The sequence below is a fragment of the Modestobacter sp. VKM Ac-2985 genome, assembly GCF_026967925.1.
In the GTDB taxonomy this organism is placed as follows: Bacteria; Actinomycetota; Actinomycetes; order Mycobacteriales; family Geodermatophilaceae; genus Modestobacter.
Genome location: NZ_JAPVBI010000003.1, coordinates 734,522 through 761,085, shown reverse-complemented (window position 1 = coordinate 761,085; position 26,564 = coordinate 734,522). Strand labels below are relative to the sequence as shown.

25 protein-coding genes are annotated in these 26,564 nt (G+C 73.2%); 14 read left to right on the top strand and 11 right to left on the bottom strand.

The window, feature by feature from the left end:
* The first annotated feature begins 17 nt into the window (after window positions 1-17).
* A complete protein-coding gene (locus O2V61_RS19615; protein WP_269185383.1) occupies window positions 18-389 on the top strand; it encodes a hypothetical protein in 372 nt (123 codons plus the stop codon).
* A gap of 7 nt (window positions 390-396) precedes the next feature.
* On the opposite strand, the gene O2V61_RS19610 is transcribed toward O2V61_RS19615, so the two are convergent.
* The 3 genes from O2V61_RS19610 to O2V61_RS19600 are packed head-to-tail and all read right to left on the bottom strand — an operon-like array spanning window position 397 to window position 4,791.
* Window positions 397-1,104: a sirohydrochlorin chelatase gene (locus tag O2V61_RS19610; RefSeq protein WP_269184952.1), complete on the bottom strand. Its 708-nt coding sequence runs from the start codon at window positions 1,102-1,104 to the stop codon at window positions 397-399.
* A 49-nt stretch (window positions 1,105-1,153) separates the two neighbouring features.
* Window positions 1,154-1,915, bottom strand: a complete 762-nt coding sequence (locus O2V61_RS19605; RefSeq protein WP_269184951.1) for an SDR family oxidoreductase — start codon at window positions 1,913-1,915, stop codon at window positions 1,154-1,156.
* Window positions 1,915-4,791 (bottom strand): aconitate hydratase, encoded by a 2,877-nt coding sequence (locus tag O2V61_RS19600; protein WP_269184950.1) that lies wholly within the window; start codon window positions 4,789-4,791, stop codon window positions 1,915-1,917. The genes O2V61_RS19605 and O2V61_RS19600 overlap by 1 nt, the downstream gene beginning before the upstream one ends.
* Window positions 4,792-5,061: 270 nt before the next feature.
* On the opposite strand from O2V61_RS19600, the gene O2V61_RS19595 reads away from it, so the two are divergent.
* The 7 genes from O2V61_RS19595 (at window position 5,062) to O2V61_RS19565 (ending at window position 13,499) form a co-directional block, all read left to right on the top strand.
* Window positions 5,062-6,057 (top strand): phosphatase PAP2 family protein, encoded by a 996-nt coding sequence (locus O2V61_RS19595; RefSeq protein ID WP_269184949.1) that lies wholly within the window; start codon window positions 5,062-5,064, stop codon window positions 6,055-6,057.
* Window positions 6,058-6,066: 9 nt separating this feature from the next.
* Complete coding sequence (locus O2V61_RS19590; RefSeq protein WP_269184948.1) at window positions 6,067-6,801, top strand: SIR2 family NAD-dependent protein deacylase; 735 nt, start codon at window positions 6,067-6,069, stop codon at window positions 6,799-6,801.
* A 97-nt stretch (window positions 6,802-6,898) separates the two neighbouring features.
* The gene (locus O2V61_RS19585) at window positions 6,899-8,437 is read left to right on the top strand and encodes an AMP-binding protein (protein WP_269184947.1); all 1,539 of its coding nucleotides are present in this window, start codon (window positions 6,899-6,901) and stop codon (window positions 8,435-8,437) included.
* 330 nt (window positions 8,438-8,767) lie between these two features.
* A complete protein-coding gene (locus O2V61_RS19580) occupies window positions 8,768-10,198 on the top strand; it encodes a C40 family peptidase (protein ID WP_269184946.1) in 1,431 nt (476 codons plus the stop codon).
* 198 nt (window positions 10,199-10,396) lie between these two features.
* Complete coding sequence (locus tag O2V61_RS19575) at window positions 10,397-11,560, top strand: AAA family ATPase (protein WP_269184945.1); 1,164 nt, start codon at window positions 10,397-10,399, stop codon at window positions 11,558-11,560.
* Window positions 11,557-12,546, top strand: a complete 990-nt coding sequence (locus O2V61_RS19570; RefSeq protein ID WP_269184944.1) for a DUF58 domain-containing protein — start codon at window positions 11,557-11,559, stop codon at window positions 12,544-12,546. The genes O2V61_RS19575 and O2V61_RS19570 overlap by 4 nt, the downstream gene beginning before the upstream one ends.
* The gene (locus O2V61_RS19565) at window positions 12,543-13,499 is read left to right on the top strand and encodes a VWA domain-containing protein (RefSeq protein ID WP_269184943.1); all 957 of its coding nucleotides are present in this window, start codon (window positions 12,543-12,545) and stop codon (window positions 13,497-13,499) included. Before O2V61_RS19570 ends, O2V61_RS19565 begins: the two co-directional genes overlap by 4 nt.
* A gap of 82 nt (window positions 13,500-13,581) precedes the next feature.
* On the opposite strand, the gene O2V61_RS19560 is transcribed toward O2V61_RS19565, so the two are convergent.
* Window positions 13,582-14,553, bottom strand: a complete 972-nt coding sequence (locus O2V61_RS19560) for a quinone oxidoreductase family protein (protein ID WP_269184942.1) — start codon at window positions 14,551-14,553, stop codon at window positions 13,582-13,584.
* Window positions 14,554-14,563: 10 nt separating this feature from the next.
* Entirely contained in the window at window positions 14,564-15,574 is a 1,011-nt protein-coding gene (locus O2V61_RS19555; protein ID WP_269184941.1) for a helix-turn-helix transcriptional regulator, read from the bottom strand.
* A gap of 59 nt (window positions 15,575-15,633) precedes the next feature.
* Between O2V61_RS19555 and O2V61_RS19550 the strand changes: the two genes are divergently transcribed.
* Window positions 15,634-16,071: a VOC family protein gene (locus tag O2V61_RS19550; protein ID WP_269184940.1), complete on the top strand. Its 438-nt coding sequence runs from the start codon at window positions 15,634-15,636 to the stop codon at window positions 16,069-16,071.
* Between the two features lie 142 nt (window positions 16,072-16,213).
* Here the strand turns inward: O2V61_RS19550 and O2V61_RS19545 are convergent, their stop codons facing one another.
* Complete coding sequence (locus O2V61_RS19545) at window positions 16,214-16,369, bottom strand: Zn-dependent oxidoreductase (RefSeq protein WP_269184939.1); 156 nt, start codon at window positions 16,367-16,369, stop codon at window positions 16,214-16,216.
* A gap of 81 nt (window positions 16,370-16,450) precedes the next feature.
* Window positions 16,451-17,317, bottom strand: coding sequence for an SDR family NAD(P)-dependent oxidoreductase (locus O2V61_RS19540; protein ID WP_269184938.1), 867 nt, complete (start codon window positions 17,315-17,317; stop codon window positions 16,451-16,453).
* Window positions 17,318-17,457: 140 nt separating this feature from the next.
* Between O2V61_RS19540 and O2V61_RS19535 the strand changes: the two genes are divergently transcribed.
* Entirely contained in the window at window positions 17,458-18,312 is an 855-nt protein-coding gene (locus O2V61_RS19535; RefSeq protein ID WP_269184937.1) for a helix-turn-helix transcriptional regulator, read from the top strand.
* 31 nt (window positions 18,313-18,343) lie between these two features.
* Here O2V61_RS19535 and O2V61_RS19530 read toward each other — a convergent pair whose 3' ends face one another.
* A complete protein-coding gene (locus O2V61_RS19530) occupies window positions 18,344-20,080 on the bottom strand; it encodes a DUF429 domain-containing protein (protein WP_269184936.1) in 1,737 nt (578 codons plus the stop codon).
* Between the two features lie 554 nt (window positions 20,081-20,634).
* Between O2V61_RS19530 and O2V61_RS19525 the strand changes: the two genes are divergently transcribed.
* Genes O2V61_RS19525 through O2V61_RS19515 form a run of 3 tightly spaced genes read left to right on the top strand, consistent with a single transcriptional unit; the run spans window position 20,635 to window position 22,288 of the window.
* Window positions 20,635-21,027: a nuclear transport factor 2 family protein gene (locus O2V61_RS19525; RefSeq protein ID WP_269184935.1), complete on the top strand. Its 393-nt coding sequence runs from the start codon at window positions 20,635-20,637 to the stop codon at window positions 21,025-21,027.
* Between the two features lie 2 nt (window positions 21,028-21,029).
* Window positions 21,030-21,929, top strand: a complete 900-nt coding sequence (locus O2V61_RS19520) for a helix-turn-helix transcriptional regulator (RefSeq protein WP_269184934.1) — start codon at window positions 21,030-21,032, stop codon at window positions 21,927-21,929.
* Window positions 21,926-22,288, top strand: a complete 363-nt coding sequence (locus O2V61_RS19515; protein ID WP_269184933.1) for a hypothetical protein — start codon at window positions 21,926-21,928, stop codon at window positions 22,286-22,288. The genes O2V61_RS19520 and O2V61_RS19515 overlap by 4 nt, the downstream gene beginning before the upstream one ends.
* A 17-nt stretch (window positions 22,289-22,305) precedes the next feature.
* On the opposite strand, the gene O2V61_RS19510 is transcribed toward O2V61_RS19515, so the two are convergent.
* A complete protein-coding gene (locus O2V61_RS19510; protein WP_269184932.1) occupies window positions 22,306-22,887 on the bottom strand; it encodes a GyrI-like domain-containing protein in 582 nt (193 codons plus the stop codon).
* A 121-nt stretch (window positions 22,888-23,008) separates the two neighbouring features.
* Window positions 23,009-23,863 carry an alpha/beta fold hydrolase gene (locus O2V61_RS19505; RefSeq protein ID WP_269184931.1) on the bottom strand — a complete coding sequence of 285 codons (855 nt, stop codon included), beginning with the start codon at window positions 23,861-23,863 and terminating at the stop codon, window positions 23,009-23,011.
* Between the two features lie 276 nt (window positions 23,864-24,139).
* Between O2V61_RS19505 and O2V61_RS19500 the strand changes: the two genes are divergently transcribed.
* Complete coding sequence (locus O2V61_RS19500) at window positions 24,140-25,261, top strand: DNA alkylation repair protein (RefSeq protein ID WP_269184930.1); 1,122 nt, start codon at window positions 24,140-24,142, stop codon at window positions 25,259-25,261.
* A gap of 378 nt (window positions 25,262-25,639) precedes the next feature.
* Here the strand turns inward: O2V61_RS19500 and O2V61_RS19495 are convergent, their stop codons facing one another.
* Window positions 25,640-26,515 (bottom strand): helix-turn-helix domain-containing protein, encoded by an 876-nt coding sequence (locus O2V61_RS19495; protein WP_269184929.1) that lies wholly within the window; start codon window positions 26,513-26,515, stop codon window positions 25,640-25,642.
* Between the last annotated feature and the right edge of the window lie 49 nt (window positions 26,516-26,564).

The window sequence follows — 26,564 nt, the reverse complement described above, 5'->3', positions numbered from 1 at the left end:
GCGTGTGCCGGGTGATCATGGTCGCTGCCGTCGTGGGCGTCGCGTTGCTCGGCGGCCTCGCCGTCTTCCAGGTGTCGCTGATCGCCGGCGCGCCGCTGGGCCGGTTCGCCTGGGGCGGCCAGCACGAGGTCCTGCCGACGGGTCTCCGGATCGGCAGCGCGGTGTCGATCGTGGTCTACGGGTTGGTCGCCGTGCTGCTGCTGCAGGTGGCCGGGGCGCTGGACGTCCTGCCGCGCAGCGTGGCCGACGTGGCGATCTGGGTGCTGACGGCGTACTTCGCCGTCGGGGTGCTGATGAACGCCGTCTCGCGCAGCCGGCCGGAGCGCCTCGTCATGACGCCGGTGGCGCTGGCGCTGGCCGTCGTCTGCCTGGTGCTCGCCCTGCGGTGACGCCGGGTCAGGCGAGGGTGAGCGCCGCGTCGTACCGGTCGAGCAGGACGGCGGCGATGCGCTCGTCGGGCAGCAATGGCGCCGTGACGCAATCGGCGCCGGCTCCCTGGAGCTTGTCGTGGAAGTGCCCGGGCGCGAGCAGGTAGGCGGCGACCACGACCCGCTGGGCGCCCGCCTCGCGTGCGGCGGCGACCGCGTCGGGCACGGGGGGCTGGGCGGCCGATCCGTAGCCGGTGGTGACCGGGCCGGCCCAGTCGCGCTGGAGCAGGGCGGCGGTGTCCTCGACGTCCTGCACCGAGCGCTTGTCGCTGGACCCGGCGGCGGCGAGCACGATCGCGGTGGCTGGGTCGTCGCGGTCCGCGCCGGCGGCGACCAGCCGGTCGGTGAGCACGCCCACCAGCCGGGCGTCGGGCCCCAGCGGCCGGGCGGCCACCGCCGACGGGTGGTCAGCGACGGCACCGGCGATGTCGACGTGCACGTGGTAGCCGCCGGACAGCAGCAGCGGGACGACGACGGCCGGGGTGGCCGACTCGCCCAGCCCGCGGACGACGTCGACGACGGTGGGCGGCTGCACGTCGACGAAGGCGGCGGTGGTGGTGAGCCCGGGTCGCAGCGCGCGGGCGGCGAGCGCGAGCTGACCGATCAACCGCCGACCGGTGGGGTTCCGGGTGCCGTGGGCACAGGCGACCAGCACCGGCTGCGAGTGGTCGTTCATGGCTGCCTCCTGGGCATCGAGACCACCGTCAGCGACCAGTGGGGGAGCGTCACAGTGCGCGGGTGATGCCGCCGTCGACGGCCAGCATGGTGCCGGTGACGTAGGAGGCAGCGGGGGAGAGGGCGAAGGCGGCGACCGCGCCGAACTCCTCCGGGCGGCCGACCCGGCGCAGCGGGATGGCCGCCTCGGTGCGGGTGCGGGCGGCGGCCGGGTCGCCGGAGGCCGCCTCGATCTCGGTGACCCGGTCGGTGGCGATCGTGCCGGGCAGCAGCCCGAACACCCGGATGCCGCGCGGCCCGAGCTCGTCGGCCAGCGCCTTGGCGGTCATCGCCAGCCCGGGCCGTAGGCCGTTGGAGATCGCGAGCTGCCCGATCGGCTGGCGCGCCGAGGTGGAGAGCACCAGCCCGATGGCCGCGTCTGGGGACAGGTGCGGCACCAGCGCCCGGATCAGCCGGATCGGCCCGAGCAGCACGCTCTCGACCCCGGCCCGCCAGGCGTCCCCCTGGACCTCGAGCACGCTCCCCGGTGCCGGCCCGCCGACGGAGATCAGTGCGCCGTCGACCCGGCCCAGCCGGTCGACCGCCGCGCCGACCAGCTCCTCGGCGGCCGAGGGGTCGGCCAGGTCGGCGGCCAGCCCGGACGCCGCCGGTGCCCCGCCGAGCGAGGCGACGGCCGCGTCGACCGACTCGGGGGACCGGGAGCTGATCAGCACCCGGGCCCCGTCGTCGACCAGCGCCCGGGCGGTCGCGAACCCCAGCCCCCGGCTCGCGCCGGTGAGCAGGAGCCCGCGACCACCCAGGCCCAGGTCCATCAGGCGGAGACGGTGCCGCGCAGCGAGCGGAGCACGTACTGCATGATCCCGCCGTTGCGGTAGTAGTTCGCCTCACCGGGGGTGTCGATCCGGACGCGGGCGTCGAACTCGGTCGTCTGACCGTCCGAACCCTCAGCGCGGACCTTCACCGTGCGGGGGATCGTGCCGTCGTTCAGCGCGGTGACCCCGGTGATGGTGAACTCCTCGTCCCCGGTCAGGCCGAGCGACTCGGCCGACTCGCCCTCGGGGAACTGCAGCGGCAGGACGCCCATGCCGATCAGGTTCGACCGGTGGATGCGCTCGTAGCTCTGCGCGACGACCGCCTTGACGCCGAGCAGCGCCGTCCCCTTGGCCGCCCAGTCACGGGAGGACCCGGAGCCGTACTCCTTGCCGGCCAGCACCACCAGCGGCACGCCGGCCTCGGCGTAGGCCCGCGAGGCGTCGTAGATCGACGTGGTCTCGCCGGTCAGGTGGTTCTTGGTGACCCCACCCTCGGTGCCGGGCACCAGCAGGTTGCGCAGCCGGATGTTGGCGAAGGTGCCGCGGATCATCACCTCGTGGTTCCCGCGCCGGGAGCCGTAGGAGTTGAAGTCGCGGCGCTCGATGCCGTGCTCCTGCAGGTACTTCCCGGCGGGGCTGTCGGCCTTGATGGAGCCGGCCGGTGAGATGTGGTCGGTGGTCACCGAGTCACCCAGCACCGCCAGGGTGCGCGCCCCGGCGATGTCCTCGACGGGGGACGGCTCGGCCGGCATCCCGTCGAAGTACGGGGGCTTCCGGACGTAGGTGCTCTGCGCGTCCCACTCGAAGGTGTCGCCCTCCGGGGTGGGCAGCGCCTGCCACTGCTCGGTGCCGGCGAACACGTCCTCGTAGCTGCGGCCGAACTGCTCCGCGGAGACGGCGTGGTCGATGACCCGCTGGACCTCCTGCGGCGAGGGCCAGATGTCGCGCAGGTACACGTCGTTGCCGTCGGTGTCCTTGCCCAGCGAGTCGTTGTTCAGGTCGACGTCCATCGACCCGGCCAGCGCGTAGGCGATGACCAGCGGGGGGCTGGCCAGGTAGTTCATCTTGACGTCGGGGTTGATCCGGCCCTCGAAGTTCCGGTTGCCCGACAGGACCGAGACGACGGCGAGGTCGGCCTCGTTGACGGCGGCCGAGACGGGCTCGGGCAGCGGGCCGGAGTTGCCGATGCAGGTCGTGCAGCCGTAGCCGACCAGGTAGAAGCCGAGCTTCTCCAGGTAGGGGGTGAGCTCGGCCTTCTCGTAGTAGTCCATGACGACCTTGGACCCCGGCGCCAGCGTCGTCTTCACCCACGGCTTGCTGGTGAGGCCCCGCTCGACGGCGTTCTTCGCCAGCAGCGCGGCGCCGATCATCACCTGCGGGTTGGAGGTGTTGGTGCAGGAGGTGATGGCGGCGATCACCACGTGCCCGTGGTCGACGTAGGTCTCGGTGCCGTCCTCCATCACGACCTTGGTCGGCTTGGTCGGCCGGTCGGGGAGGACGTGGTCGGAGACGAACGGGTGCGGCTTGCCGGCCTCGCCGTTGCCGTGCCCGAACGGGCTCACCGGGTCAGAGGCCGGGAAGGACTCCGCGGACGCCTCGTCGGCGGCGGACTCGACGCCGTACGGCTGCTCGTTGGACGGGACGCCGGGCTTCCGGTCCTCCCCGCCGGTCTCGCCGTCGGAGACGTAGGCCGGCAGCGCCTCGCGCCAGGCCTCCTTGGCGTCGGTGATCGCCACCCGGTCCTGCGGGCGCTTCGGGCCGGCGATGGAGGGGACGACGCTGGCCAGGTCCAGCTCGAGGTACTCGGAGAAGACCGGCTCGCGGGACGCGTCGTGCCAGAGACCCTGCTCCTTGGCGTAGGTCTCGACCAGCTTGACCTGCTCGGCGCTGCGGCCGGTCAGCTCCAGGTAGGTGATGGTCTCCTCGTCGATCGGGAACATCGCCGCGGTGGAGCCGAACTCCGGGCTCATGTTGCCGATGGTGGCGCGGTTGGCCAGCGGGACCGCCGAGACGCCGGCGCCGTAGAACTCGACGAACTTCCCGACCACGCCGTGCTGGCGCAGCATCTCGGTGATCGTGAGGACCAGGTCGGTCGCGGTCGCGCCGTCGGGCAGCTGCCCGGACAGCTTGAAGCCGACGACCCGGGGGATCAGCATGGAGACCGGCTGGCCGAGCATCGCGGCCTCGGCCTCGATGCCGCCGACGCCCCAGCCCAGCACGCCCAGGCCGTTGACCATGGTGGTGTGGCTGTCGGTGCCCACGCAGGTGTCCGGGTAGGCCAGCGTGCGGTCACCTTCGGCCCGCGGGAAGACGACGCGGGCCAGGTGCTCGATGTTGACCTGGTGCACGATGCCGGTGCCCGGGGGGACGACCTTGAAGTCGTCGAAGGCGCCCTGACCCCAGCGCAGGAACTGGTAGCGCTCGCCGTTGCGCTGGTACTCGATCTCGACGTTGCGCTCGAAGGACTCCGGCGTGCCGAAGACGTCGGCGATGACCGAGTGGTCGATGACCAGCTCGGCCGGCGCCAGCGGGTTGATCTTCTGCGGGTCGCCGCCGAGGTCGGCCATCGCCTCGCGCATGGTGGCCAGGTCGACGATGCACGGGACGCCGGTGAAGTCCTGCATCACCACGCGGGCCGGGGTGAACTGGATCTCCTGGTCCGGCTCCGCGGACGGGTCCCAGTTCGCCAGGGCGCGGATGTGGTCGGCGGTGATGTCCGCGCCGTCCTCGGTGCGGAGGAGGTTCTCCAGCAGGACCTTCAAGCTGAAGGGCAGCTTGTCGGCGCCCTCCACCGCGTCGAGCCGGAAGATGTCGTACTCGGTGCCGTCGACGTCGAGCGTCGCCCGGGCTCCGAAGCTGTCCTTGCTGGCTGCCACTGCTTGCGCCTCACCCTCGCTGGTCCTGCGCGCGTCCTGCGCCTCGATGTGCCACCCCCGATCATCCCAGCACCCGGCCGGGAATGTGGAGCAAGGCCACCCTTCCCTCACCCTCGGTGAGCACTCTCATGACGGACGGCGGTCGGCGCGGGGACCACCGGCGACCTCAGGTGTCCGGCCAGTCCCCGCAGTCCCGGGGGACCCGGGCCCGCGGCGTGCCGTGCGCCGGCGGCCCCCACGCGTGCGCTGGGTCACCTAGCGTGCCGCGCCATGACCCTCGCGGACACCACTGGGACGACGACGTCCGCAGTCGAGCTGCCGGTCCCGACGGACCGGTACCGCGGCGCCCGTCTGCTGGGGACCGGTGGGCTGCTGGCCACCTTCCTCGCCACCTGCGTCGTCACCGGCCTGCCGACCGACCGCCTGGTGCTGCTGGGCTGGGTGGTCGCGGTGCTGGCCGTGCAGTCCCTGGGCCGGGGGTGGCCCGCGCTCCTCCGGCTGCTCGCCGACTGGCTCCCGCTGGCCGGGGTCCTGCTGCTGTACGACCTCAGCCGCGGGTTCGCCGACGGGCTGGGCATGCCGGTGGCCGTCGGCGAGCTCGCGGCGGCCGACCGGTGGCTCGCCGGCGGCGTGCTGCCCACGGTCTGGCTGCAGGAGCACTGGGGCGCCGCCTGGTGGACGGTGGTCGCGTCGCTGGTCTACGGCAGCCACTTCGTGGTGACTCCGGTGGTGCTCGGCGTCCTCTGGCTGCGCGACCGGTCCCGCTGGGCCGGCTACGCCCGGTTGGTGGTGGGGCTGTCGGCGGCCGGGCTGGTCACCTACGTGCTGTACCCGGCGGCGCCGCCCTGGCTGGCCGCGAAGGGCGGCGTCATCGAGCACGTCGACCGGCTGAGCAACTCCGGCTGGGCCGTGCTGGGGCTGGACAAGGCCGGCGCGCTGCTCTCCTCCGGGCAGGGGCAGGTCAACCAGGTGGCGGCGGTGCCCTCGCTGCACACCGCCTTCGCCGTCCTGACCGCGCTGGTGCTGCTGCCGGTGGCCACCCGGTCGTGGCAGCGGGTGGCGCTGGCGGCCTACGCGGTGGCGATGCCGGTCGTGCTGGTGTGGTCCGGGGAGCACTACGTGGTCGACACGCTGCTCGGGGCGGTCTACGCCGGGGCGGTGTGGCTGCTGGTGCCGCGGCTGGTCGCGGCGGCCTCCCGCGCGGTCCGGCGCCAGGCGGTGCCGCCGGAGCTGGTGACGCCGCGGGCCGAGGCCCTGGCTGCCTAGCCTGGGGAGGTGACCGCTCCCGACTGGCTCCGTACGGCGCGCCGGATCTGCGTGCTCACCGGCGCCGGCATCTCCACCGACAGCGGCATCCCCGACTACCGGGGCCCCAACGGCGTGTGGACCCGCGACCCGGACGCCGAGAAGCTGGTCACCTTCTCCTACTACGTGGCCGACCCGGAGATCCGCCGCCGCGCCTGGCTGATGCGCCGGGACACCGCCCCCGACGCGCGACCCAACGCCGGCCACGCCGCGCTGGTCGAGCTGGAGCGGCAGGGCCGGCTGCGGGCGCTGCTCACCCAGAACGTCGACGGGCTGCACACCGACGCCGGCAGCAGCGGAGTGCTGGAACTCCACGGCACCGTCCGCGAGGTCGAGTGCCTGGCCTGCGGTGCGCGCACGCCGATGACGGCGGCGCTGGCCCGGGTGGACGCCGGCGAGCCCGACCCGGCCTGCGCCGACTGCGGCGGCGTCCTCAAGTCGGCGACGATCAGCTTCGGTCAGGCGCTGGACGCCGACGTGCTCGACGCTGCCGCGCAGGCCGCCGCCGACTGCGACGTGTTCCTGGCCGTCGGCACCTCTCTCGGGGTGCACCCGGCGGCCGGGCTGGTCGAGGTGGCCGCCGCGCACGGCGCCCGGGTGGTCGTCGTCAACGCCGAGCCGACCCCCTACGACGGCCTCGCGGACCTGGTCGTGCGGGAGTCGATCGGCACCGCGCTGCCCCGGTTGCTGGCCGCCGCGGACTGAGCGGCTCGTCGGAGCGCCCCCGGCCCGTTAGCGTGACGCCCACCACGTTCGGACAGCGGCCGGCATCGCAGCCGGCCCCGGCACCGGGGAGCCCGGCATGCGCGTGCCCTTGACCACCCGTGACTTCCTCGACCGGGCGGAGCTGGTCTACGGCGACCGGCTCGGTGTCGTCGACGAGCCGAACCAGCCGGCGGCCTCGCTGGGGGAGCTGACCTACCGCGACGTGGCCCGACGGGCTCGGGCGGTCGCCGCCGGGCTGGACGCGCTGGGCATCGGCGAGGGGGAGCGGGTGGCGGTGGTCAGCCACAACTCGGCCCGGCTGCTGGAGCTGCTCTACGCCGTCCCCTCGTTCGGCAGGGTGCTCGTGCCGGTCAACTTCCGGCTGGCGCCCGCGGACTTTGCCTACATCGTCGAGCACTGCGGCGCCCGCGTGCTGCTGGCCGACCCGGAGGTGGAGTCGCAGTTGTCCGGCATCGACGTCCCGCACCGGTTCCTGCTGGGTGAGGAGTACGAGTCCGGGCTGCTCCGGCACGACGCGGAGCCGCGACCGTGGTCCACACCGGACGAGGACGCCACGGCGACGATCAACTACACCAGCGGGACGACGGCACGGCCCAAGGGCGTGCAGATGACCCACCGCAACCTCTGGGTCAACGCCACCACGTTCGGCCTGCACATGCAGGTCAGCGACCGGGACGTCTACCTGCACACGCTGCCGATGTTCCACTGCAACGGCTGGGGGCTGCCGTACACGGCGGCCGGGATGGGGGCCACGCAGGTCGCGCTGCGCAAGGTCGACGGCGCCGAGATCCTCCGCCGGGTCGAGCGGCACGGCGTGACGCTGATGGCCGGGGCGCCCGCCGTCTGGAACGCCGTGCTCGAGGCGGCCGCCGACTGGGACGGCGAGGTGCCCGGGCGGGACCGGGTGCGGATCGTGGTCGCCGGGGCGCCGCCGCCCTCGCGCACGATCGCCCGGGTGGAGGAGGAGCTGGGCTGGGAGTTCAACCAGATCTACGGGCTCACCGAGACCGCGCCGCTGCTGACGATCAACCGGCCGCGGGCCGAGTACGACGAGATGGACGTGCAGACCCGGGCGAAGGCGCTGTCCCGGGCCGGGGTGCCGGCGCTGGGCACCCGGATCAGCACGAGCGAGTCCGGTGAGGTGCTGGCGCAGGGCAACACCGTGCTCGCCGGCTACTGGGAGAACCCCCAGGCCTCCGCCGACGCCCTCGACGGTGGCTGGTTCCACACCGGTGACGGCGGGACCGTCGACGACGCCGGCTTCCTCACCATCTCCGACCGGAAGAAGGACGTGATCATCTCCGGCGGGGAGAACGTGTCCTCCATCGAGGTGGAGGACGCCGTCTTCAGCCACCCCGCCGTCGCCGAGGTCGCGGTGATCGGCGTGCCCGACGACCGGTGGGGGGAGATGGTCACCGCGCTGGTGGTGCTGGCCGAGGGCGCCACCGCCTCCGAGGCGGACATCATCGCGCACTGCCGGACGACGCTGGCCGGCTACAAGGCCCCCAAGCGGGTGGAGTTCCGGGACGGCATCCCACGCACCGCCACCGGCAAGATCCAGAAGTTCAAGCTGCGCGAGTCCTTCTGGGCCGACGCCGAACGACAGGTCAACTGAGCCGGCTGCGCTCCACCCGACCCGCTCCACCCTGGGATCAGGTCACCTGGTCGTCGGGGCACCTACCTGGTGGCAGACCGCGCGGTAGGTACCCGCACGACCAGGTGACCTGATCGTGGGCGGGGGTGCGGCCCGTCGCCGGCCGCGCTGCTGCTCACCGTGCGTGCTGATCAACCTCACCCCGACGGGGGAGGTCCCTCCGACGACCCTCAGCCGTTCACCCGATCCGGTCGATGACCCCGCGAGAGCACACCCCGAGGGGTGTGCCGGGACTGGTCGAGACCGGCGTCGCTGCACACCCTGACGCCGGGCAACGGAGGAGTCGGGTTCGTGCACGCACAGGTCGGTACGCAGGTCAGCACAGGACGACGACGCACAGGCGCCCGCTGGGTGCAGCGTGCGCTCGCCGCCGGCACCGTCGTCGCCGCGTGCCTCGTGGGCGCTCCGGGGCCGGCCCTCGCCGCCCCGAGCGACAGCGAGATCTCCGCGGCTCAGCGTGCCCGTGAGGAGGCCGCCGCCCAGGTCGGGGCGATCACCGGTCAGCTCGCCGGGGCCCAGGCCGCGGTCGACGAGGCCCGGATCGGGTCGCTGCTGGCGCTGCAGGACTACGAGCAGCGACAGGACGCCTACGACGAGGCGCTCACCGCCGCCGACGCCGCCCAGGCAGCCGCGGGCCAGGCCGCTGCCGAGGTGGCCGTGGGCAAGGGCGAGGTCGCCGCCTTCGCCCGGGACAGCTACAAGCAGGGCAGCACCAACCCCGGTGCGCGGGCGCTGATGACCGCCGGTGGACCGGCAGAGCTGATCGAGCGCGCTGCGTTGCTCGGCGCTGTGGGGGAGCACCGGGTCGACGTCGTCACCGAGCTCACCGTGCTGCAGGAGCAGGCGACCGTCGCCGAGCAGACCGCCCAGCAGGCGGTCGGCGCGGCCGAGACGTTGAAGACCGAGGCGGCGCAGCTGCTGGCGTCCGCGCAGGAGCAGGAGGTGGCCGCCCGCGAGCAGGCCGTCGCGCTGGTCGCCCAGCAGGACGCCGTGGAGGCCGAGCTCGAGCAGGCGCAGCAGACGCTGTACGGCCTGGAGGGTGCGCGCCAGGCCGCCGAGGAGCGGGCGGCCGCCCAGCGGGCCGCGACCCCGGCCCCCGTCCCGGCTCCGGCCCCGGCGCCCTCGTCGTCCTCCTCGGGCGGCGGCAGCTCGGCACCCGCCCCTGCCCCTTCTCCGGCCCCCGCTCCGGCTCCGGCTCCGGCCCCGGCTCCGGCTCCGGCTCCGAGGCCCGCGCCCGCCCCGGTGGCGGCGCCCAAGCCCGCACCGGCACCGGCCCCGGTGCCGAACAACGCCGGCGCGCCGTCCGGGTCGGCCGTGCAGACCGCCATCGCGGCGGCGAAGACCCAGCAGGGCCTGCCCTACTCCTGGGGTGGTGGCGGCAGCCGCGGTCCCAGCTGGGGCATCCCGCCGGACACGCACATCTGGGGCTTCGACTGCTCGGGGCTGACCGAGTACGCCTACGCGCAGGCCGGGATCGCGATCGGCGGCACCAGCCGGGCGCAGTGGGCCCGCTTCAGTGACCGGACGGTGGGCCGCGACGACCTGCAGGCCGGCGACCTGGTGTTCTGGGGGAGCGGCAGCAACTACAACTCGATCTACCACGTGGCCCTGTACCTGGGTGGCAACAAGGTCATCCAGGCGCCGCAGAGCGGTGACGTGGTGCGGATCAGCACCATGTGGTTCGGCAGCGACTACTTCGGCGCGGTGCGCCCCACCGGCTGAGGCCGCACTGTCGGGGCGAGGCCGGCCGACGCGGAAAGGCGTCGGGCAGCCACGGGGGGAGCTGCCCGACGCGAGCGTCAGGTTAGCAGCCCGGCCGGTCTGCGGGCAGGGTCGACGACGCCTGTGGACCGGGTGTCGTCGGCTGCCGGACCGTGCAGCCGGCGGTGGTCGCACAGCCAGGTGTAGGACACTCGACGCGTGACCGCCGCAGGCAGCTCGCCCGCCCCCGAACAGCCCACCCCGCCCTCGGTCGACGCCGCGCGACTGGAGCGTGCGCTCTTCGAGATCAAGCGGGTCATCGTCGGCCAGGACCGGTTGGTCGAGCGGATGCTCGTGGGCCTGCTGGCCCGGGGGCACGTGCTCCTGGAGGGCGTTCCCGGCGTCGCGAAGACCCTCGCCGTGGAGACCCTGGCCACCGTCGTCGGCGGGAAGTTCTCCCGGCTGCAGTTCACCCCCGACCTGGTGCCGGCCGACATCATCGGCACCCGCATCTACAAGTCGGGGCAGGACACCTTCGCCACCGAGCTCGGGCCGGTCTTCGCCAACTTCCTGCTCGCCGACGAGATCAACCGCGCGCCGGCCAAGGTGCAGTCGGCGCTGCTGGAGGTCATGGCCGAGCGGCAGGTCTCCATCGGCGGCGTGACGCACAAGCTCCCCGACCCGTTCCTGGTGCTGGCCACCCAGAACCCGATCGAGAACGAGGGCGTCTACCCGCTCCCGGAGGCCCAGCGCGACCGCTTCCTGCTCAAGGTGCTCGTCGACTACCCGAGCCCGGAGGAGGAGCGCGAGATCATCTACCGGATGGGGGCGACCCCGCCGGAGGCGCAGCCGGTGCTGGGGCCCGAGGACGTGCGCCGGCTGCAGCGCACCACGTCGGAGGTGTTCGTGCACCACGCGCTGGTCGACTACGTCGTCCGGCTGGTGGTGGCGACCCGGGCGCCGAACGAGCACGGGATGCCCGACGTCGCCAACTGGGTCTCCTACGGCGCGAGCCCGCGCGCCTCGCTGGGCCTGATCGCCTCCAGCCGGGCGCTGGCGCTGATCCGCGGCCGCGACTACGTGCTGCCGCAGGACGTGCTGGACGTGACCGGTGACGTGCTGCGCCACCGGCTGGTCCTCTCCTACGACGCGCTCGCCGACGGCGTGCCGGCCGACCACATCGTCAAGCGGGTGGTGCAGAGCGTGCCGCTGCCGCAGGTCACCCCGCGGCAGCGCGCCGCCGGCTACGGGCCCGGTTCCCCCGGCGGGCCGTCGGTGCCCGGCTTCGGCGGCTCGTCCTTCGGCCCGTCCCAGGGCAGCCCGAACGGCGCTCCGCAGGGCGGCGGTCGTCCCGACGGCGGCTTCGGCCCGCAGTCGGTGTGACCGGCCCGGACCCCACCGACCGGGCGCCGGGCGACGGCGCCCCGCCGCACTTCGGCCCCGGCAGCAACTCGGCGGTGCTGCTGCGCCGCCTCGAGCTCACCGTCCGCCGTCGGCTGGACGGGCTGCTGCAGGGCGATCACCTGGGGCTGGTGCCCGGCTCGGGCAGCGAGGCCGGTGACTCCCGCACCTACCACCCCGGGGACGACGTCCGGCGGATGGACTGGCCGGTGACCGCGCGCACCCAGGTGCCGCACGTCCGGGAGACCATCGCCGACCGGGAGCTGGAGACCTGGGTGGTCCTGGATCTCTCCGCCAGCCTCGACTTCGGCACCGCCGAGTGCGAGAAGCGGGACCTGGCGATCGCCGGCCTGGCGGCGGTCAGCCACCTGACCGTGCGCGGCGGCAACCGGCTGGGCGCGGTCGTCACCACCGGGGAGCGGGTCGACCGGTACCCGGCCACCCCCGGGCGGCTGGCCGCGGACCGGCTGCTGCGGTCCGTCGTCGCCACCCCGCGGGCCGGGGCGGGCCGGCGCGGCGACCTCGCCGCCGCACTGGAGTCGCTCCGCCGCCCGCCGCGGCGGCGCGGGCTGGTCGTCGTCATCTCGGACTTCCTGGGTTCTGGCTTCGAGGGCTCCGACGTGCAGGGCACCGCCGACTGGGAGCGCCCGCTGCGGGGGCTGTCGGCCCGGCACGACCTGCTGGCCATCGAGGTCGTCGACCCGCGGGAACTGGAGCTGGCCGACGTGGGCCTGCTGACCGTCGTCGACCCCGAGACCGGGCAGACGCTCGAGGTGCCCACCGGCAACGCAGAGGTGCGCCGCCGGTTCGCCGAGGGCGCTGCCGCCCAGCGGCATGAGATCGCCGCGGCCCTGCGCCGGGCCGGTGCCGGGCAACTGAGACTGCAGACCGACCGCGACTGGCTGACCGACGTCGTCCGCTACGTCGCCGACCGCCGGCGCGCCGGCAGTGGAGGGGCTTCCCGATGACCTTCCAGTCCCCGTGGTGGCTGGCCGGGCTGCTGGCGGTGGTGGCCCTCGTCGGCCTCTACGTGCTGCTGCAGCGGCGCCGCGCGAAGTACGCCGCGCGCTTCACCAACGTGGCCCTGCTCGGCTCGCTGGTGCCCAAGCGGGCCGGGTGGCGCCGGCACGTCGCGTTCGGGCTCGTCGCCCTGGGGCTCGCGGTGCTGGTCGCCTCGCTGGCGCAGCCGAGCACCGAGATCCGGGTGCCGCGGGAACGCGCGACGGTGATCATGGCCGTCGACGTCTCGCTGTCGATGCGCGCGACCGACGTCGAACCCGACCGCTTCCAGGCCATGCAGCTGGCGGCCGAGGAGTTCGTGGAGGTGCTGCCGGAGCGGATCAACCTGGGGCTGGTCGCCTTCGCCGGGACGGCGGCCACCCTGGTCACCCCGACGACGGACCGGGAGGAGGTGCGCACCGCGATCGAGAACCTGGAGCTGGCCGAGGCGACGGCGATCGGGGACGCGATCTTCACCTCGCTCACCGCCGTCACCAACTACCAGGCGACGCTGGCCTCGGAGGGGATGGAGGCACCGCCGGCCCGGATCGTGCTGTTGTCGGACGGGTACAGCACCGTGGGCCGGGAGGCGACCCAGGCGATCGACGCCGCGATCGACGCGTCGGTGCCGGTCTCCACGATCGCCTTCGGCACCGACTACGGGACGCTGGACATCAACGGCGAGCGGGTGCCGGTGCCGGTCGACCGGGCCACGCTGGAGCAGATCGCCGAGGAGACCGACGGCAGCTACAGCGAGGCGGCCAGTGCCGCAGAGCTGTCGGAGGTCTTCGAGGACCTGGGCAGCCAGATCGGCTACACCACGGAGCCGCAGGACATCAGCCCGTGGTTCGTCCGGGGCGGCGTGCTGTTCGCCTTCCTCGGCGTCGTCGCGTCCCTCCTCTGGACCAACCGCCTGCTGTAGCCGGCTCCCCGCCCAGGCATAGGAAGCTGTTCACCCACTTCGGACTCGAGAAGTGGGTGGAGAGCTTCCTATGCCGGGCGCCTCAGCGGGTGGGGTCGAGGACGAGCTTGCCGGTGGTGCGGCGGGCGAGCAGGTCCTGGTGGGCCTCGCGGACGGCGGTCAGCGGGTAGCGGCCACCGGAGACGGGCTTGAGGCTGCCGTCGGCGACCATCGACAGCAGGTCGGTCATCGCGGCGTCCATCAGCTCCGGCCGGGTCATGCAGTGCGCCAGCCAGAAGCCGATGACCGCCCGGCTGGTGCCCATCAGCGCGGGGACGGCGACCGTGGCGGGCGCCTCGCGTCCGGCCATGCCGTAGGCGACCAGCCGGCCGAAGGGCGCCAGCGCCGACAGCGACCCGTCGAACACGTTGCCGCCGGTCATCTCCAGCACGATGTCGACCTTCTTGCCGCCGTTGGCTTCGCGGAGGGCGGCGGTGAAGGCCTTCGGGTCGTCGGTCGCCAGCGCCGGGTCGACCGTGGCGTCGGCGCCGAGGGACGCGGCGAGCTCCCGCTTCTCCGGGCTGGAGGCGGTGGCGATGACCCGGCCGGCGCCCCAGCGCTTGGCCAGCTGGATCGCCAGGCTGCCGACCCCGCCGGCACCGGCGATGACGACGACGGACTCGCCCTCGGCCAGGTGGGCGGAGGTGCGCAGCAGGTGCCAGGCGGTGGCGCCCTGCAGGACGACGGCCAGCGCCTGCTCGTCGGTGACACCGTCGGGCACCGGCCAGGTCAGCCGCGGGTGCGCGGCGACCTTCTCCGCGTAGCCGCCGCCGGGCAGCAGGCCCACCACGCGCTGGCCGCCACCGGTCGGGGTGCCGACGAACTCGGCGCCCGGGATCAGCGGCAGCTGCTGCTTGGCGAGGTAGCTGTCCTCGGTCTGGTGAGTATCAGCGAAGTTGACGCCGGACGAGCTGATGTCGAAGAGCTGCTCGCCGTCCCCCGGGACCGGGTCGGGCAGGTCGACGACGTCCATGACCTCGGGTCCGCCGAAGCGGGTGATCTGCACAGCACGCATGGAGGTGAGGCTAGTGAACCTCGTCGGCGAGTATTCGTGTGTCCTCGACGACCGGCATCTCCTGGGTGGCGGCGGCGAGCCGGTCGGCCAGTGCCCTGACGAGCGGGCGCAACGCGGGAGGTCCTTCGATGACGAAGGGGCGGTCGATGCCGGCCAGCACGGCAGGCACCCACTCCAGGCGCTGGGCCTGCACCCGGACGCGGACGTGGCCCGGGCGGTCGGTGCACTCATGGACGGTGGCGAGTCCCGCGGGGAACAGCCGGCCTACGTCCTCGACCGTGCCCTCCACTCGGAGCGCGATGGTGTACCGGTGCGGTGCTGCGGCGAAGGCCGACAGCAGCGCGTCGGCGGGATCGAAGCCCGGAGGGACGTCGAACGAGCCGCTCGACGGCCGAGGGTCCGAGATGCGGTCCACGCGAAAGGTCCGCATCTCGCCGCTGGCCGAGTCCGCGCCGGTGACGTACCAACGTCCGGAGTGCGCGACGAGCCCGTACGGATGCACGATCCGCCGGCTGCGGTGGCTGTCCGAGCCGGTGTACTCGATCGCCACCGGACGTCGGTCGCGCGCTGCCTCGGCGAGCACGAGCAGGCTCTCCGTCTCCGCGGGGACCACGACCCGGGAGCTCGAGGTGAACCGCGTGCCCCGCACCAGTGCGTCCAACCGGGGGACCAGCGCCTTGGGCAGGACGCGGCTCAGCTTGGCGACGGCGCTCTCGACGGCCAGGGCGCTCGTGGTCACCAGACCGGCGCGGCGGCCGGCGATGAGACCGAGCAGCACGGCGAGCGCTTCCTCGTCGGTCAGCATGAGCGGGGGCATGCGGAAGCCGGGAACGAGACGGATGCCCCCGTGGCGGCCCCGGACCGACTCGACCGGCACGCCGAGGTCGTCGAGGTGCGCCACGTACCGGCGGACGGTCCGCTCGTCCACGTCGAGCGCACTCGCCAACTCCCGCACGGACCGCAGTCCGCCTGCCTGCAGGATCTCCAGCAGGGCGAGCACCCGGGCGGTGGGACGCGTCACGGTCGCATCATCCTCCATACCGGGCGGCTTCTGTCCGGTATCGACTTTATCGTCCAGGCATGACGCACACCACGCCGGATCGCACGCCCGCTCTGGTCTCGATCCGCCTGATCACCAACGACGTCGCCCGCCTCGTTGCCTTCTATGAGGAGGTGACCGGATCTCCGGCCGACTGGGCCACCCCGGACTTCGCCGAGTTGGGGACCACGACCGGCACCTTGGCCATCGGCAGCACCCGCACCGTCGCGCTGTTCGGACCGGGCTCGGCCCGCGCCGCCGACAATCACACGGCGATCATCGAGTTCCTCGTGGAGGACGTCGACGTCGAGTACACCCGGCTCCGCTCCGCCGTCACTGATGCCGGGGGGACGTTCGTGAACGAACCGACGACGATGCCCTGGGGCAACCGCTCGCTGCTGTTCCGGGATCCCGACGGCAACCTCGTCAACTACTTCGCCCCCGTCACGCCAGAGGCGATGTCGAAGTTCGCGCGTTGACGCCACGAGCACGTGGGTGCGCACCAGGCGCCTCGACGTCTTCGGTTCACCCTCACCGACGACCAGGACGCGGCGATCTCCGCCCGGGGCACCGCGGCCAGCGCGCCTTCGACCCCCGGGCGCCGTCGGCGGACGGCTGACCTCAGTTGGCCGACAGGGCGTGGTGGGTGTCGGCGAAGTTGACCCCGGCGGAGGAGATGTCGAACAACGTCTCGCCGTCCCCGGGCACCGGGTCGGGCAGGTCGACGACGTCCATGACCTCGGGTCCGCCGAAGCGGGTGATCTGCACTGATCGCATGCACGTGAGGCTAGGCGCGGCCCAGAGGTCCGCAGTGCCGAGGTCCGCAGTGCTTGCGACCAACCTGCCCGGTCAACACACCTAGAACTCGGCACGGACACCGGTCAGGGCCTCGGTGGCCGCCCACAGGGCGCGGGCGGTCTCCTCGTCCAGCCCCTTCCGCGCCTGGCGGCGCACCGTCGGGTGGCCCTTGACGCTGGCGATGCCGTCGGGCCCGACGTAGGCGTTGCCCGGCACGTCCTGGGTCGCGGCGAACAGCGTCGGCAGGGCGCCGTGCTCGACGTCGTTGAGCAGCGGGCCTCCCAGGCGCAGGACGACCTTCTGGCTGGAGTGGTCGACCAGGCCGGTGTGGGCGATGCCCGGGTGGGCCAGCACCGAGCGGACCGGGCTGCTGATCGCGGTGAACCGGCGCTGCAGCTCCAGGGAGAAGAGGACCTGGGCGAGCTTGGAGTCCCGGTAGGCCTGCATCGGTCGGTAGGTCCGCGTCCTCCAGTCCAGGTCGGCGACGTCCACCTTCCCCAGACGGTGCAACTGGCTGGTCACGCTGACCACCCGACCGGTGACGTGCGGCAGCAGCAGGTTCGTCAGCACGAAGGGGCCGGTGTAGTTGGTCGCGGTCTGCCGCTCGAGGCCGTCCGCCGTCCGCGCGGCAGGGGTGTCCATGACCCCGGCGTTGTTCACCAGCACGTCCAGCGGCCCGGTCCACGCCGCGGCGAACTCCCGGACCGACGACAGGTCCGACACGTCCAACCGGCGGACGTCGAACTCGCCGGCCAGCCCGGCGACCGCGGCCCGGACCCTGTCCGGGTCGCGGACCCCCAGCACCACCCGGGCGCCGGTCCGGCCCAGCTCCCGCGCGGTCACCCAGCCGATGCCCCGGCCCGCGCCGGTGACCAGCACCGTGCGCCCGGTCGAGTCCGGCAGGTCTGCCGCCGTCCACTCGCTCATCTGAACTCCTCCTCGATCGTGCCGACGGCATCAGTGCACGGCAGCGCGGGCGCAGCAGAAAGGACACGCGCAGCCACTGACCGGCAGTCAGTGGCTGAGGACGCTGCCGGCCGCGACGATGGGGCGACGGCAGGAGGACCATGGGGCGGTCGGTGGACCGGGCAGCGCTCGGTGACTTCCTGCGCGCGCGCAGGGAAGCACTGAGCCCGGAGGACGTCGGGCTGGTCCCGCGGGTGCGCCGGCGCACCCCGGGGCTCCGGCGCGAGGACGTCGCCGAGCTGTGCGCGATGTCGGTGGACTACGTTGCCCGCCTCGAGCGCGGCGACGGCCCGCAGCCCTCGGCGCAGATGGCCGCCGCGCTGGCCCGTGGCCTGCGGCTGACCCTGGCCGAGCGCGACCACCTGTTCCTGCTCTGCGGGCACCGGCCGGCGTCCCGGGAGCTGCGCGGCGAGCACGTGGGCCCGGCTCTGCTGCGGGTGCTCGACCGCCTCGCCGACACCCCTGCCCAGGTGATCGGGCCGGCCGGCGAGACGCTGCTGCAGACCCCGGCCGCCGTCGCCCTGCTCGGTGAGCAGACGCAGCACGCCGGCCTGGCGCGCAGTGCGACCTACCGGTGGTTCACCGACCACGGTGAGCGCGCGCGGTACCTGCTCGACGACCACGAGCTCAACGGCCGGGTGCAGGTCTCCCAGCTCCGGGCGGCAGCGGCCCGGGACGGCGCGGACTCGCGGGCGGCGCAGGTGGTCGCCACGTTGCGGCGGGACAGCGCCGAGTTCGCCGAGCTCTGGGACCGGCACGAGGTCGGGCTGCGGTGGAGAGACGCCAAACGGTTCGTGCACCCGCAACTGGGCCGACTCGACCTGCACTGCCAGACCTTGCTGGACCCCGACCAAGGGCAGTCTCTGCTCGTCTTCACCGCGACCCCGGGCACCGAGGACGCCGAGAAGCTGGCCTTGCTCGCCGTCCTCGGCACCGACCGCTTCCCGATCGGCTGACCCCGGCCCTCCGGGTACAGCCGGCCGTCGGTCAGCCGCCGGTGAGCCGCTGCAGCCGGGTGGTCAGCGCGGCCCGCCGGTCGGCATTGCCGTGCAGCTCCACGTACCGCTGCCCGAAGCCGGCCAACAGCGTGTCGTCCAGCCGGCGCACGGCACCCGGGGGATAGCGGTAGTCCATCCGGGCGGGGATGCCGCTGTCGTCGGCGCCGCGCAGCACCTCACCCAGCTCCACCAGGCTGGTCACGCCCAGCTCCAGCAGCAGGCCGGAGATCCAGGTGTAGTGGTCCGGACGCGACCAGCCGGCGTCGGCGTACTGCCCGGCCAGGAACGCAGCCAGCTCGCGGGGCGCGATCCGGGGGTCGTCGGGGTCGGTGTCGTCGGCCTCGTCGGCGGGAACCGGTGCCCGGAGGCGCTCGCGGATCGCGGTGAACTCCTGGTCGGCCAGCTCCAGCAGCCCGGCGGCCAGGGTGAACCGGCGGTCGAACTCGGAGGCGTGCTCGGCCGGCACCGTGCCCTTGTAGCGGATGTCGTGCTCGAACTCAGCCCACGCGTGCTGCAGCACCGTGCGCACCTGCACCTGCACCACGCGCCCGACCAGCTCCGGCAGCTCGGGCGCCCGGCCCGGGTCCACGCCGATCAGCAGGTGCCGGCTGGAGTAACCGAACCGGCCCTGCTGCGCGGTCCGCCGCCCCATGTCGCGGTCGTCGATCACCCGCACCTGCGCGGCCAGCAGCTCGGCGACCGCCTCCACGTCGCTCTGCACGTAGGTGATCACCCGCACGCCGATCTGGTCGGTGATCTCCCGCGCCGGATTCGGGTAGGCGAGCACGCCGTCGACCGTGCGGGCCGCCTTCTCCGCGAACGAGGCGATGGTCTTGGTCCGCCCGGTCACCGACAGGTAGTTGATCCCCGCGTCGTCGAGCACCCCGGTGACGAGTGCGAGCGCCTGCGCTCCGGCGACCAGGGTCTCGGGCCGGCCGTCGGCGTACGCCTGGATGGCCTCCTGCACCGGGTCGGCCGCGGGTGCGGCGACCCGGGGGCCGGGCTGTAGGTCCGGCGGCAGGGTCGGGGTCACGATGGCGCCGCCGGCCGCGTCGCCGTAGGTGGTCACCTCGTCCGGGCGCCGGACGGCGATCCATCCCACGTAGGCGCACACCACGGCGTCGACCTGGTCCTCCGCCACCCGCAGCTCGCTCTTGCGGGTGGCGGCCTGCACCTGCTGGCGCAGCCCGGCGAACGGTGCGCCGAGGTCGAGCTCGACCACCGCGCCCAGCAGGTCGATGAGCAGCAGCAGCTCCGCGCGCATCTGCTCGAGCACCCGGCCCGGCTTGTTCTTGTACTTCAGCGTGCGGCCCAGCCGGAACAGCGCCACCGTCGCCGCGTGCGGGTAGACCTCGATCCCACGGCGGTCGCGGCCCGAGCGGGGATCGAGGTCCAGCCGCAGGCGCCGGCCGATCCGCCCGGCCCGGGTGTCACCATCGGTGAACTCGGGTTTCCCGGTGTTCGTCGGGTGCGTCCCGGCCTGGAACCTCGCGAAGTCGGCGTTCAGCGCCCGCTCGGCGGCCCGGTTCCCGGTGGCGTTGGTGACCACCAGCGGGGCGTCGATCGCCACGATGCACGGGCCGGCGGTGAACGGGGCCAGCGCGGTCTCGATCTGCTCGTCGGTGCGCACCGCGCAGACGTGCACCAGCCGGCCGGCATCATCCAGCACGGCGAGGCCGGTGGGCTGCTTGAGCCCCCAGGCGAGGTCGATCCCGATGTGCTGCACGGGGTCAGCTTGCCCTGCCCCACACCTCGTCGGGGCTCCTCCCGCGGGATCTGCATGGCGCGTGCGTGTCGGTCCGCCCGAGGTCGCTCGGATGAGCGCCGTTCCACCGGCCGGCCCGTTCTCCGGGTGGACGAATGGCTGACCTGCACGTCGTCGTGACGACGCGGATGCGCACCTGCCCCGTGCCGGCCCTGGGTGCTCGGAACAGCGGGCCGCGCGGTCGCCGCCCGATGCCTCCGTGGCGCCGGGTCATGCCTCGGGAAGCGCCAGGGGCCGCGCCCTTGGATGGCGGATGCGCGCGGGCTGCACCGCGCAGGCGGGGTGGTTCAGGTCAGTTGCGAGACAGCCGGTGGTGGGTGTCGGCGAAGTTCACGCCGGCCGAGGAGACGTCGCTGGATCGGTCATGGGCGGGTGCGCCGTCCAGGGTGAGCGATGGGGCAGGACCCGTCGATCACTCTCGTGACTGCTCGCGTCGCGCTCGCCGGTGAAGGCCGCGACAACCTGGGAGCGTTGCACCCTGCCTGCGATCTCCTCCTGCGGGCAGGCTCGCACCCATGACGCCAGCCACCGCGGATGCACTCCCCGGGAGCCCGACGGCCGCTTCGATCACCCGGTGGGTCGAGGGCTACGTGGCGGCCTGGACGAGCAACGCCCCCGGTGACATCGAGGCTCTCTTCACCGATGACGCCGAGTACCACGAGTCGCCGTTCGACACCCGGTGGATCGGCAGGACCGGGATCGTCGAGGGCTGGCGCAGCCGGTGGGACTGGCAGAGTGGCGGCTGGGAGTTCGAGTGGTCCGTCACCGCGATCGACGGGTGGGACGTCGTCATCACCGGGATCGGGCGGTACGCGGAGCTCGGCGACTTCGACAACCTGTGGACCGTGACCTTCGACGAAACGGGCCGCTGCAGCCGGTTCGTGATGGTGAACACCGAACGGAGCTGACCGTGCCCGGTACGCAGCCCTGCGGGAGAGGCAACGAGCTCGGGGACTTCCTCCGAGCCCACCGGGCGCGGCTCACCCCTGAGTCCGCCGGGCTGCGCAGCATCGGCAGCCGACGCGTCTTGGGCCTGCGACGTGAAGAGGTCGCCGTGCTGGCCGGCGTGAGCTCCGACTACTACGCCCGTCTTGAGCAAGGTCGCGAGCGCACCCCGTCCCCACAGCTCCTGGAGGCGGTTGCACGCGCGTTGCAGCTCGGCGCGGACGCCCGGGACCACGCCTTCCGCCTGGCGAGGCTCGCCCCGACGACCCGGGTCACCGACGAGCAGCCGAGCCCGCACCTGCGGCAGCTGATGAACTCGTTCCCGAAGGCCGCGGCCTACGTGGTGAACCCCGCCTTCAGGGTGCTCGCAGCCAACGACATCGCGACCGGGCTGATCGCTCCCGCCAACCAGGACGGCCACGTGCTGCAGTACATGTTCCTCGACCCGACCGCGCGGACGTACTTCGTGCACTGGGACGACGCCGCGCACGCCGCGGTCAGCGGCATCCGCCTCGCCGCGGGCTTCTCACCGCCCCATCCCGAGGTCGCCGCCCTCGTGCGCCGCCTCTACGTCCGCAGCCCGGACTTCGCTGCCATGTGGGACGACCACGAGGTCGCCGGACTCACGACGGTGCACATGCACATCCGTCATCCCGCCGTCGGCGAGCTCGAGCTCGCTTATCAGACCTTCGACGTACGCGAGTCCCCGGGGCTGCAGTTGACCGTGGCCAGCGCAGCACCAGGCAGTCCCAGCGAGGACGCCCTGGCCCTCCTCGGCACGATCGAGGCGACTCAGCGGGAGGGCTCACCAGGTCTCCACCAGCCCGGTGCTCCCCGCACCTCTCCGACACAGGAGTTCTCGTGACCCACCCAGAGCAGGTCGACCTGGAGTCAGCACGTCGGCGGGCGATGGAGGTCCGAGCCCTGTACGAGGCCATCGAGCGTCGGCTGAACGGCCAGGTGTGGACGCTGCAGGAGCTCATGCTGGGCTTCAGCAACGACGTCGGCACCGTCGGTCGGCTCATCCTCGCCCACGACGGGACCTGGGAGACCGACGGTGACGTCGACGCGCAGCTGGCCCACAAGCTGTCCGAGTCGCTGTGGTGGGTGATCGTCATCGCCGAGCGCCTCGGCATCGACATCTCCACTGCCTTCGCGGACACGATGGACGAGATCGAGCAGGGCCTCGCTCCCTCGGCCGGCGGACCCACCGCTCAGACCTGACCTCCGGCCGCCTGGACCTACGCCACGGGGTCCCGGAGGATCGTGCGGAGGGCGTGCTGGGAGGTCTCCCGGGTGAAGCCGTCCAGGTGCAGCTCGTGGTGCGGCCCGTTGCGGTGCAGGCCGAGACCCCGGGCGAACTCGCCGAGCCGGGCGAGCGTCCCGAACTCATCGGCGAAGGGCCCGTGGTGCATCACCTGCACGACGTCCTGCTCCGGCAGCGAGAACAGCTCCACCTCGTCCGTCTCAGCAGTGGTCGCCGCGTGAGCACGCGCGGTGGCCAGGTCGTCCGCTGTCGTGCTGACAGGGACGAGCGCCAGCACCCGGTACCGCAGTGAGGGGACGGGGTTGACGCTGTAGAAGTCGGCGATCTCCACAGGCGTCGACCCTGCCGGGTACCAGTACTGGATCTCCACCACCGGGTCGGAGCCGCCCGCGTCGAGGGCTCGGGCGATCTCGGCGACGGCGGCCTTCTTGCGGTAGAACTCGTCGGTCCCCGGGGAGCCGGAGCCGCCGATGGAGACGTGGTGGACGGCCGGGGTGCGCGCGAACTCGGGCTCGTCGGCGGCGTGGAGATGATGTGTGCGGCGGTTGGCTGGCATGGCTTCCTCGTTCCTCGGGTGCTGTTCCTCGGGTGCTGGGTGGGATCGGTGATGGGGCGAGCGCCGCCGCAGGGCAGGGAGCCGATGCACTACCGGCTCCCCGTCCTGCGGCGACGTCGACTCAGGAGTGGGCCGCGGCGGTGGCGGCCTGCTCGATCACCTTCGCGACCGCGGCAGGGGAGCGGGTCATCGCGAGGTGCCCGGCCTTCACCGTGGTGAGCTCCGCGCCGGCGCGGGAGGCCATGCGCTCCTGCAGCGCCAGCGGGATGGAGCCGTCCTCGGTCCCCGCGACGTACCAGGAGGGCAGCGACGTCCACGCGGGCTCGTTCGCCGTGGCCTCGTTCACGGCACCGAACGTGATGGGGCGCTGCCGGGCGTAGAGGTCGGCCCGCTCCTTGCGCGGGAGGCCGTTGGCGAACGTGGCGTGGAAGGCAGCCTCCTTCAGGTACAGGTCCACGTCACCCTCCGGCGCTCCGGGGTAGGGCACCATGTCGAACAGGGCCGACGGGTCGACGGGGCCGGCACTGGAGAGCAGCGCCAGCAGGCTCTCGCCCTTCTCCGGCACGAAGGCGTCGACGTAGACGAGGGCGCGGACGTCGGGGTCACTGGTGGCGGCCTCGGTGATCACTGCGCCGCCGTAGGAGTGGCCGACGAGGACCACCGGGCCGCTCGTCCGGTTCTGCAGGAACGAGGCCAGCCCTGCGCTGTCGCCGCTGAGCGACCGGAGCGGGTTGGCGAAGTCGAGCACGGTGTAGCCGCGCTGCTGCAGCTGCTGCTGGACGTCGCTGAAGGACCCTGCGTCCGTCCAGGCGCCGTGGACGATGACGACCGTCGGCTTGTCGCGGCCGTCATGGCCGCCACCCGCACTGGCGGGGGCAGCGAGCCCGAGGATGGCGACGAGCGCGGCGATGACTCCCGCCGCCCCGGTGGCGCTCCGACGACGGCCACGGGGGACGGCGTGCAGGAGGTCCGTCACCGTCGGGCGACGATGACGGCGATCGAGGCGGGGGCGTCGCCGCGGGGGGCCGGCTGCGTTGCGCATGGCGTCTGGGGACTGTTCTTCGACGGTGTGCTCGGTGCCCGACATGTCGGTCTCCTCGTGGTGGCCTGCTGGCCCGGAGCGGATGAGCAGGCTCGGTGTGCCGGATGGCACGGCCGACTGTGGGCGTTGCTCCGCGTCCGGCCCAGGGTGCAGTGCTCCTAGGGCAGCGCGCCCGGCCACGAGGCCGTCAGGGGCGCTGATCATGGAGGCATGCCCTTCGCTGAGGAGCTCATCGGCCCGCAGGTCGCCACCACGCTCTTCCACTCGATCCAGGCCGCGGCTCCCGGGCGGACACTGCGCGCGCTCCCGCACGTCGCCGGCGCGCTCGACGGGCTGACCGTGCGGGAGCGGGCCGACCTGCTGCGCGACGCCCTCCTCGCCGACGTCCCCGGTGACCATCGCGCCCTGGCGGACGTCGTCCGGGCGGCTGCGGATGCTGATCCCGCGTTCGGCGGGTGGCTGATCTGGCCGGTCACGACCGCGGTCGCCAGTCGGGCCGTCCAGCAGGGCACCGAGGAGGCATTCCTGGACGCCATGGCGATCCTCGCCGAGCTCACCGGGAGACTGACCTCGGAGTTCGCGGTGCGTCCGCTCCTCCGCCAGGACCTCGACCTGGCACTCGAGAGCGTCCGGAGGTGGACGAGCTCTCCCGACGACCACGTGCGGCGGCTGGCCAGCGAGGGCACCCGGCCCTACCTGCCCTGGTCCACGCGTGTCCCGGAGCTGCTCCACCGCCCCGGGATCACCGTGCCGATCCTCGATGCGCTGTACCGGGACGAGAGCGACTACGTGCGCCGTTCAGTCGCCAACCACCTGAACGACCTCAGCCGCGACGAACCGGACCTGGTCATCGACACCGCGGGCCGCTGGCTCGGCGACGCGGCGCCCACGACACCTGCCCTCGTGCGACACGGCCTGCGGACCCTGGTGAAACGGGGGCACCCCGGGGCGCTCGGCCTCCTCGGCTTCACGCCGGCGTCGGTGGACGTCGACGGCCCGCACGTCCTCGAGGACGAGGTCCCGTGGGGCGGCAGCGTCCGTTTCCGCGCCGTGCTCTGCAACGTCGGTGCCGAGAGTGCCCGGCTCGCCATCGACTACGTCGTCCACCACCGGAAGGCCGGCGGTGGGACGAGCGCGAAGACCTTCAAGCTCACCAGCCGGACCCTGGCTGCGGGGGAGGAGCTGGAGATCCACCGGGAGCACTCCTTCCGGGAGATCACCACCCGCCGCTACCACCCGGGCGCCCATGCGATCGCGTTGCAGGTGAACGGGGTCCTGACGGGGCCGGCGACGTTCGAGCTGCTGCCGCGAACGGAGAACGATCCGGCCTGACGCTCCCTGCTCGCTCGACGAGGCAGTCGGTCATCCGCGAGCGGGTCTGGGAACCACGGATGCCGCCTCAGACCAACGGATGACCGTCCGGCTGTCGCGGACCGGGGTCGCCGTCGCTGGACGCTGACGTACCTCTCACGACTCCCGGTGGTGGGTGTCGTCGGAGTTCACGCCGGCCGAGGAGACGTCGAACAGCTGCTCGCCGTCTCCAGGGGGGTGTCGGGCAGGTCGACCACGTCCATGACCTCAGGGCGGCCGAAGCGGGTGATCTGCACGGCACGCATGCAGGGGACGCTGGGTGACAGCGACGGCGCAGCGGTGCCGAGGGTGCGCTTGGCGCGCGACGACGGGTGCGGGGCTGCCCGGACCGACCGGTCGCTAGGGGACGGTCAGCGGGGAGCCTGGTGAGGGGGTACCGGTGCCGCGGAGCGAGAGCTGCGTGAGGCGGTGCGCGTCCCGCGTCCCGGGGGCCGGTGAGTAGACCACCAGTCGCACGTCGGAGCCAGGCGCCTGGAGGACGTCGCCGTCCAGGACGAGCAGTCCGACGTCGGGGTGCTGCACGTGCTTCCGCATGCCCCGGAAGCGGGCGGGACGTGCGGCATCCCAGCGCTCGACGAACTCGGGACTGGTCTGGCGCAGAGTGGCGACGAGGTCCACCAGCTCCGGGTCATGGGGATGCTCGACCAGGGCCACCCGCAGGTCGCCCACGATGGCGTCCCGGTAGTTCTCGTCCTCGCTGGGATCGATCCACACGCCCGGGTTCGGCTGGGTCATCTCGAACCAGACGACGTTGCGCTCACGGGCCCCGACGGGCGCGGGATCACCGAGCAACGCCGACCACGCGGTGTTCCACCGGAGCAGCCACCAGTCGGCCGAGTACACGGCGACCGGCCACTGCTGGAGCCGAGCGACCATGCGCTCGACGCCTGCGGGGACGACTCGGACCACGGGCCCCACGATGGGGGCCAGGCCAGCGGCGCGGTGCAAGAGCGCGGACTCGTCCGCGTCGAGGCGCAGCGCACGGGACAGTGCCGCGACCACGGACGCCGACGGTCGGGACGCTCGTCCCTGTTCCAGCTGCACCAGGTAGTCCACGGAGACGCCTGCCAGCAGGGCCAGCTCCTCGCGGCGGAGACCCGGGGCGCGGCGAGCGGCGACCGCGTCGTCGGGAGCGAACGTGCAGCGGTCCCGGAACCGGCGCAACAGGGCCCCGAGACCTGGCGCTGCTCCGGGATCGCTCAGAGGGGCTGCCACGCGACCATCCTGCCTCCCCCTGACCGCTGCCAGCGGAGGGTGGTACCAG

What these genes read in the sequence shown, in the direction of transcription:
- O2V61_RS19565 (WP_269184943.1), top strand. Translation starts at nt 12,543, where the DNA reads ATGACCTTCCAGTCCCCGTGGTGGCTGGCCGGGCTGCTGGCGGTGGTG.
- O2V61_RS19550 (WP_269184940.1), top strand. Translation starts at nt 15,634, where the DNA reads ATGACGCACACCACGCCGGATCGCACGCCCGCTCTGGTCTCGATCCGC.
- O2V61_RS19560 (WP_269184942.1), bottom strand. Translation starts at nt 14,553, where the DNA reads ATGCGTGCTGTGCAGATCACCCGCTTCGGCGGACCCGAGGTCATGGAC.
- O2V61_RS19540 (WP_269184938.1), bottom strand. Translation starts at nt 17,317, where the DNA reads ATGAGCGAGTGGACGGCGGCAGACCTGCCGGACTCGACCGGGCGCACG.
- O2V61_RS19545 (WP_269184939.1), bottom strand. Translation starts at nt 16,369, where the DNA reads ATGCGATCAGTGCAGATCACCCGCTTCGGCGGACCCGAGGTCATGGAC.
- O2V61_RS19615 (WP_269185383.1), top strand. Translation starts at nt 18, where the DNA reads ATGGTCGCTGCCGTCGTGGGCGTCGCGTTGCTCGGCGGCCTCGCCGTC.
- O2V61_RS19500 (WP_269184930.1), top strand. Translation starts at nt 24,140, where the DNA reads ATGCCCTTCGCTGAGGAGCTCATCGGCCCGCAGGTCGCCACCACGCTC.
- O2V61_RS19605 (WP_269184951.1), bottom strand. Translation starts at nt 1,915, where the DNA reads ATGGACCTGGGCCTGGGTGGTCGCGGGCTCCTGCTCACCGGCGCGAGC.
- O2V61_RS19585 (WP_269184947.1), top strand. Translation starts at nt 6,899, where the DNA reads ATGCGCGTGCCCTTGACCACCCGTGACTTCCTCGACCGGGCGGAGCTG.
- O2V61_RS19610 (WP_269184952.1), bottom strand. Translation starts at nt 1,104, where the DNA reads ATGAACGACCACTCGCAGCCGGTGCTGGTCGCCTGTGCCCACGGCACC.
- O2V61_RS19595 (WP_269184949.1), top strand. Translation starts at nt 5,062, where the DNA reads ATGACCCTCGCGGACACCACTGGGACGACGACGTCCGCAGTCGAGCTG.
- O2V61_RS19535 (WP_269184937.1), top strand. Translation starts at nt 17,458, where the DNA reads ATGGGGCGGTCGGTGGACCGGGCAGCGCTCGGTGACTTCCTGCGCGCG.
- O2V61_RS19525 (WP_269184935.1), top strand. Translation starts at nt 20,635, where the DNA reads ATGACGCCAGCCACCGCGGATGCACTCCCCGGGAGCCCGACGGCCGCT.
- O2V61_RS19510 (WP_269184932.1), bottom strand. Translation starts at nt 22,887, where the DNA reads ATGCCAGCCAACCGCCGCACACATCATCTCCACGCCGCCGACGAGCCC.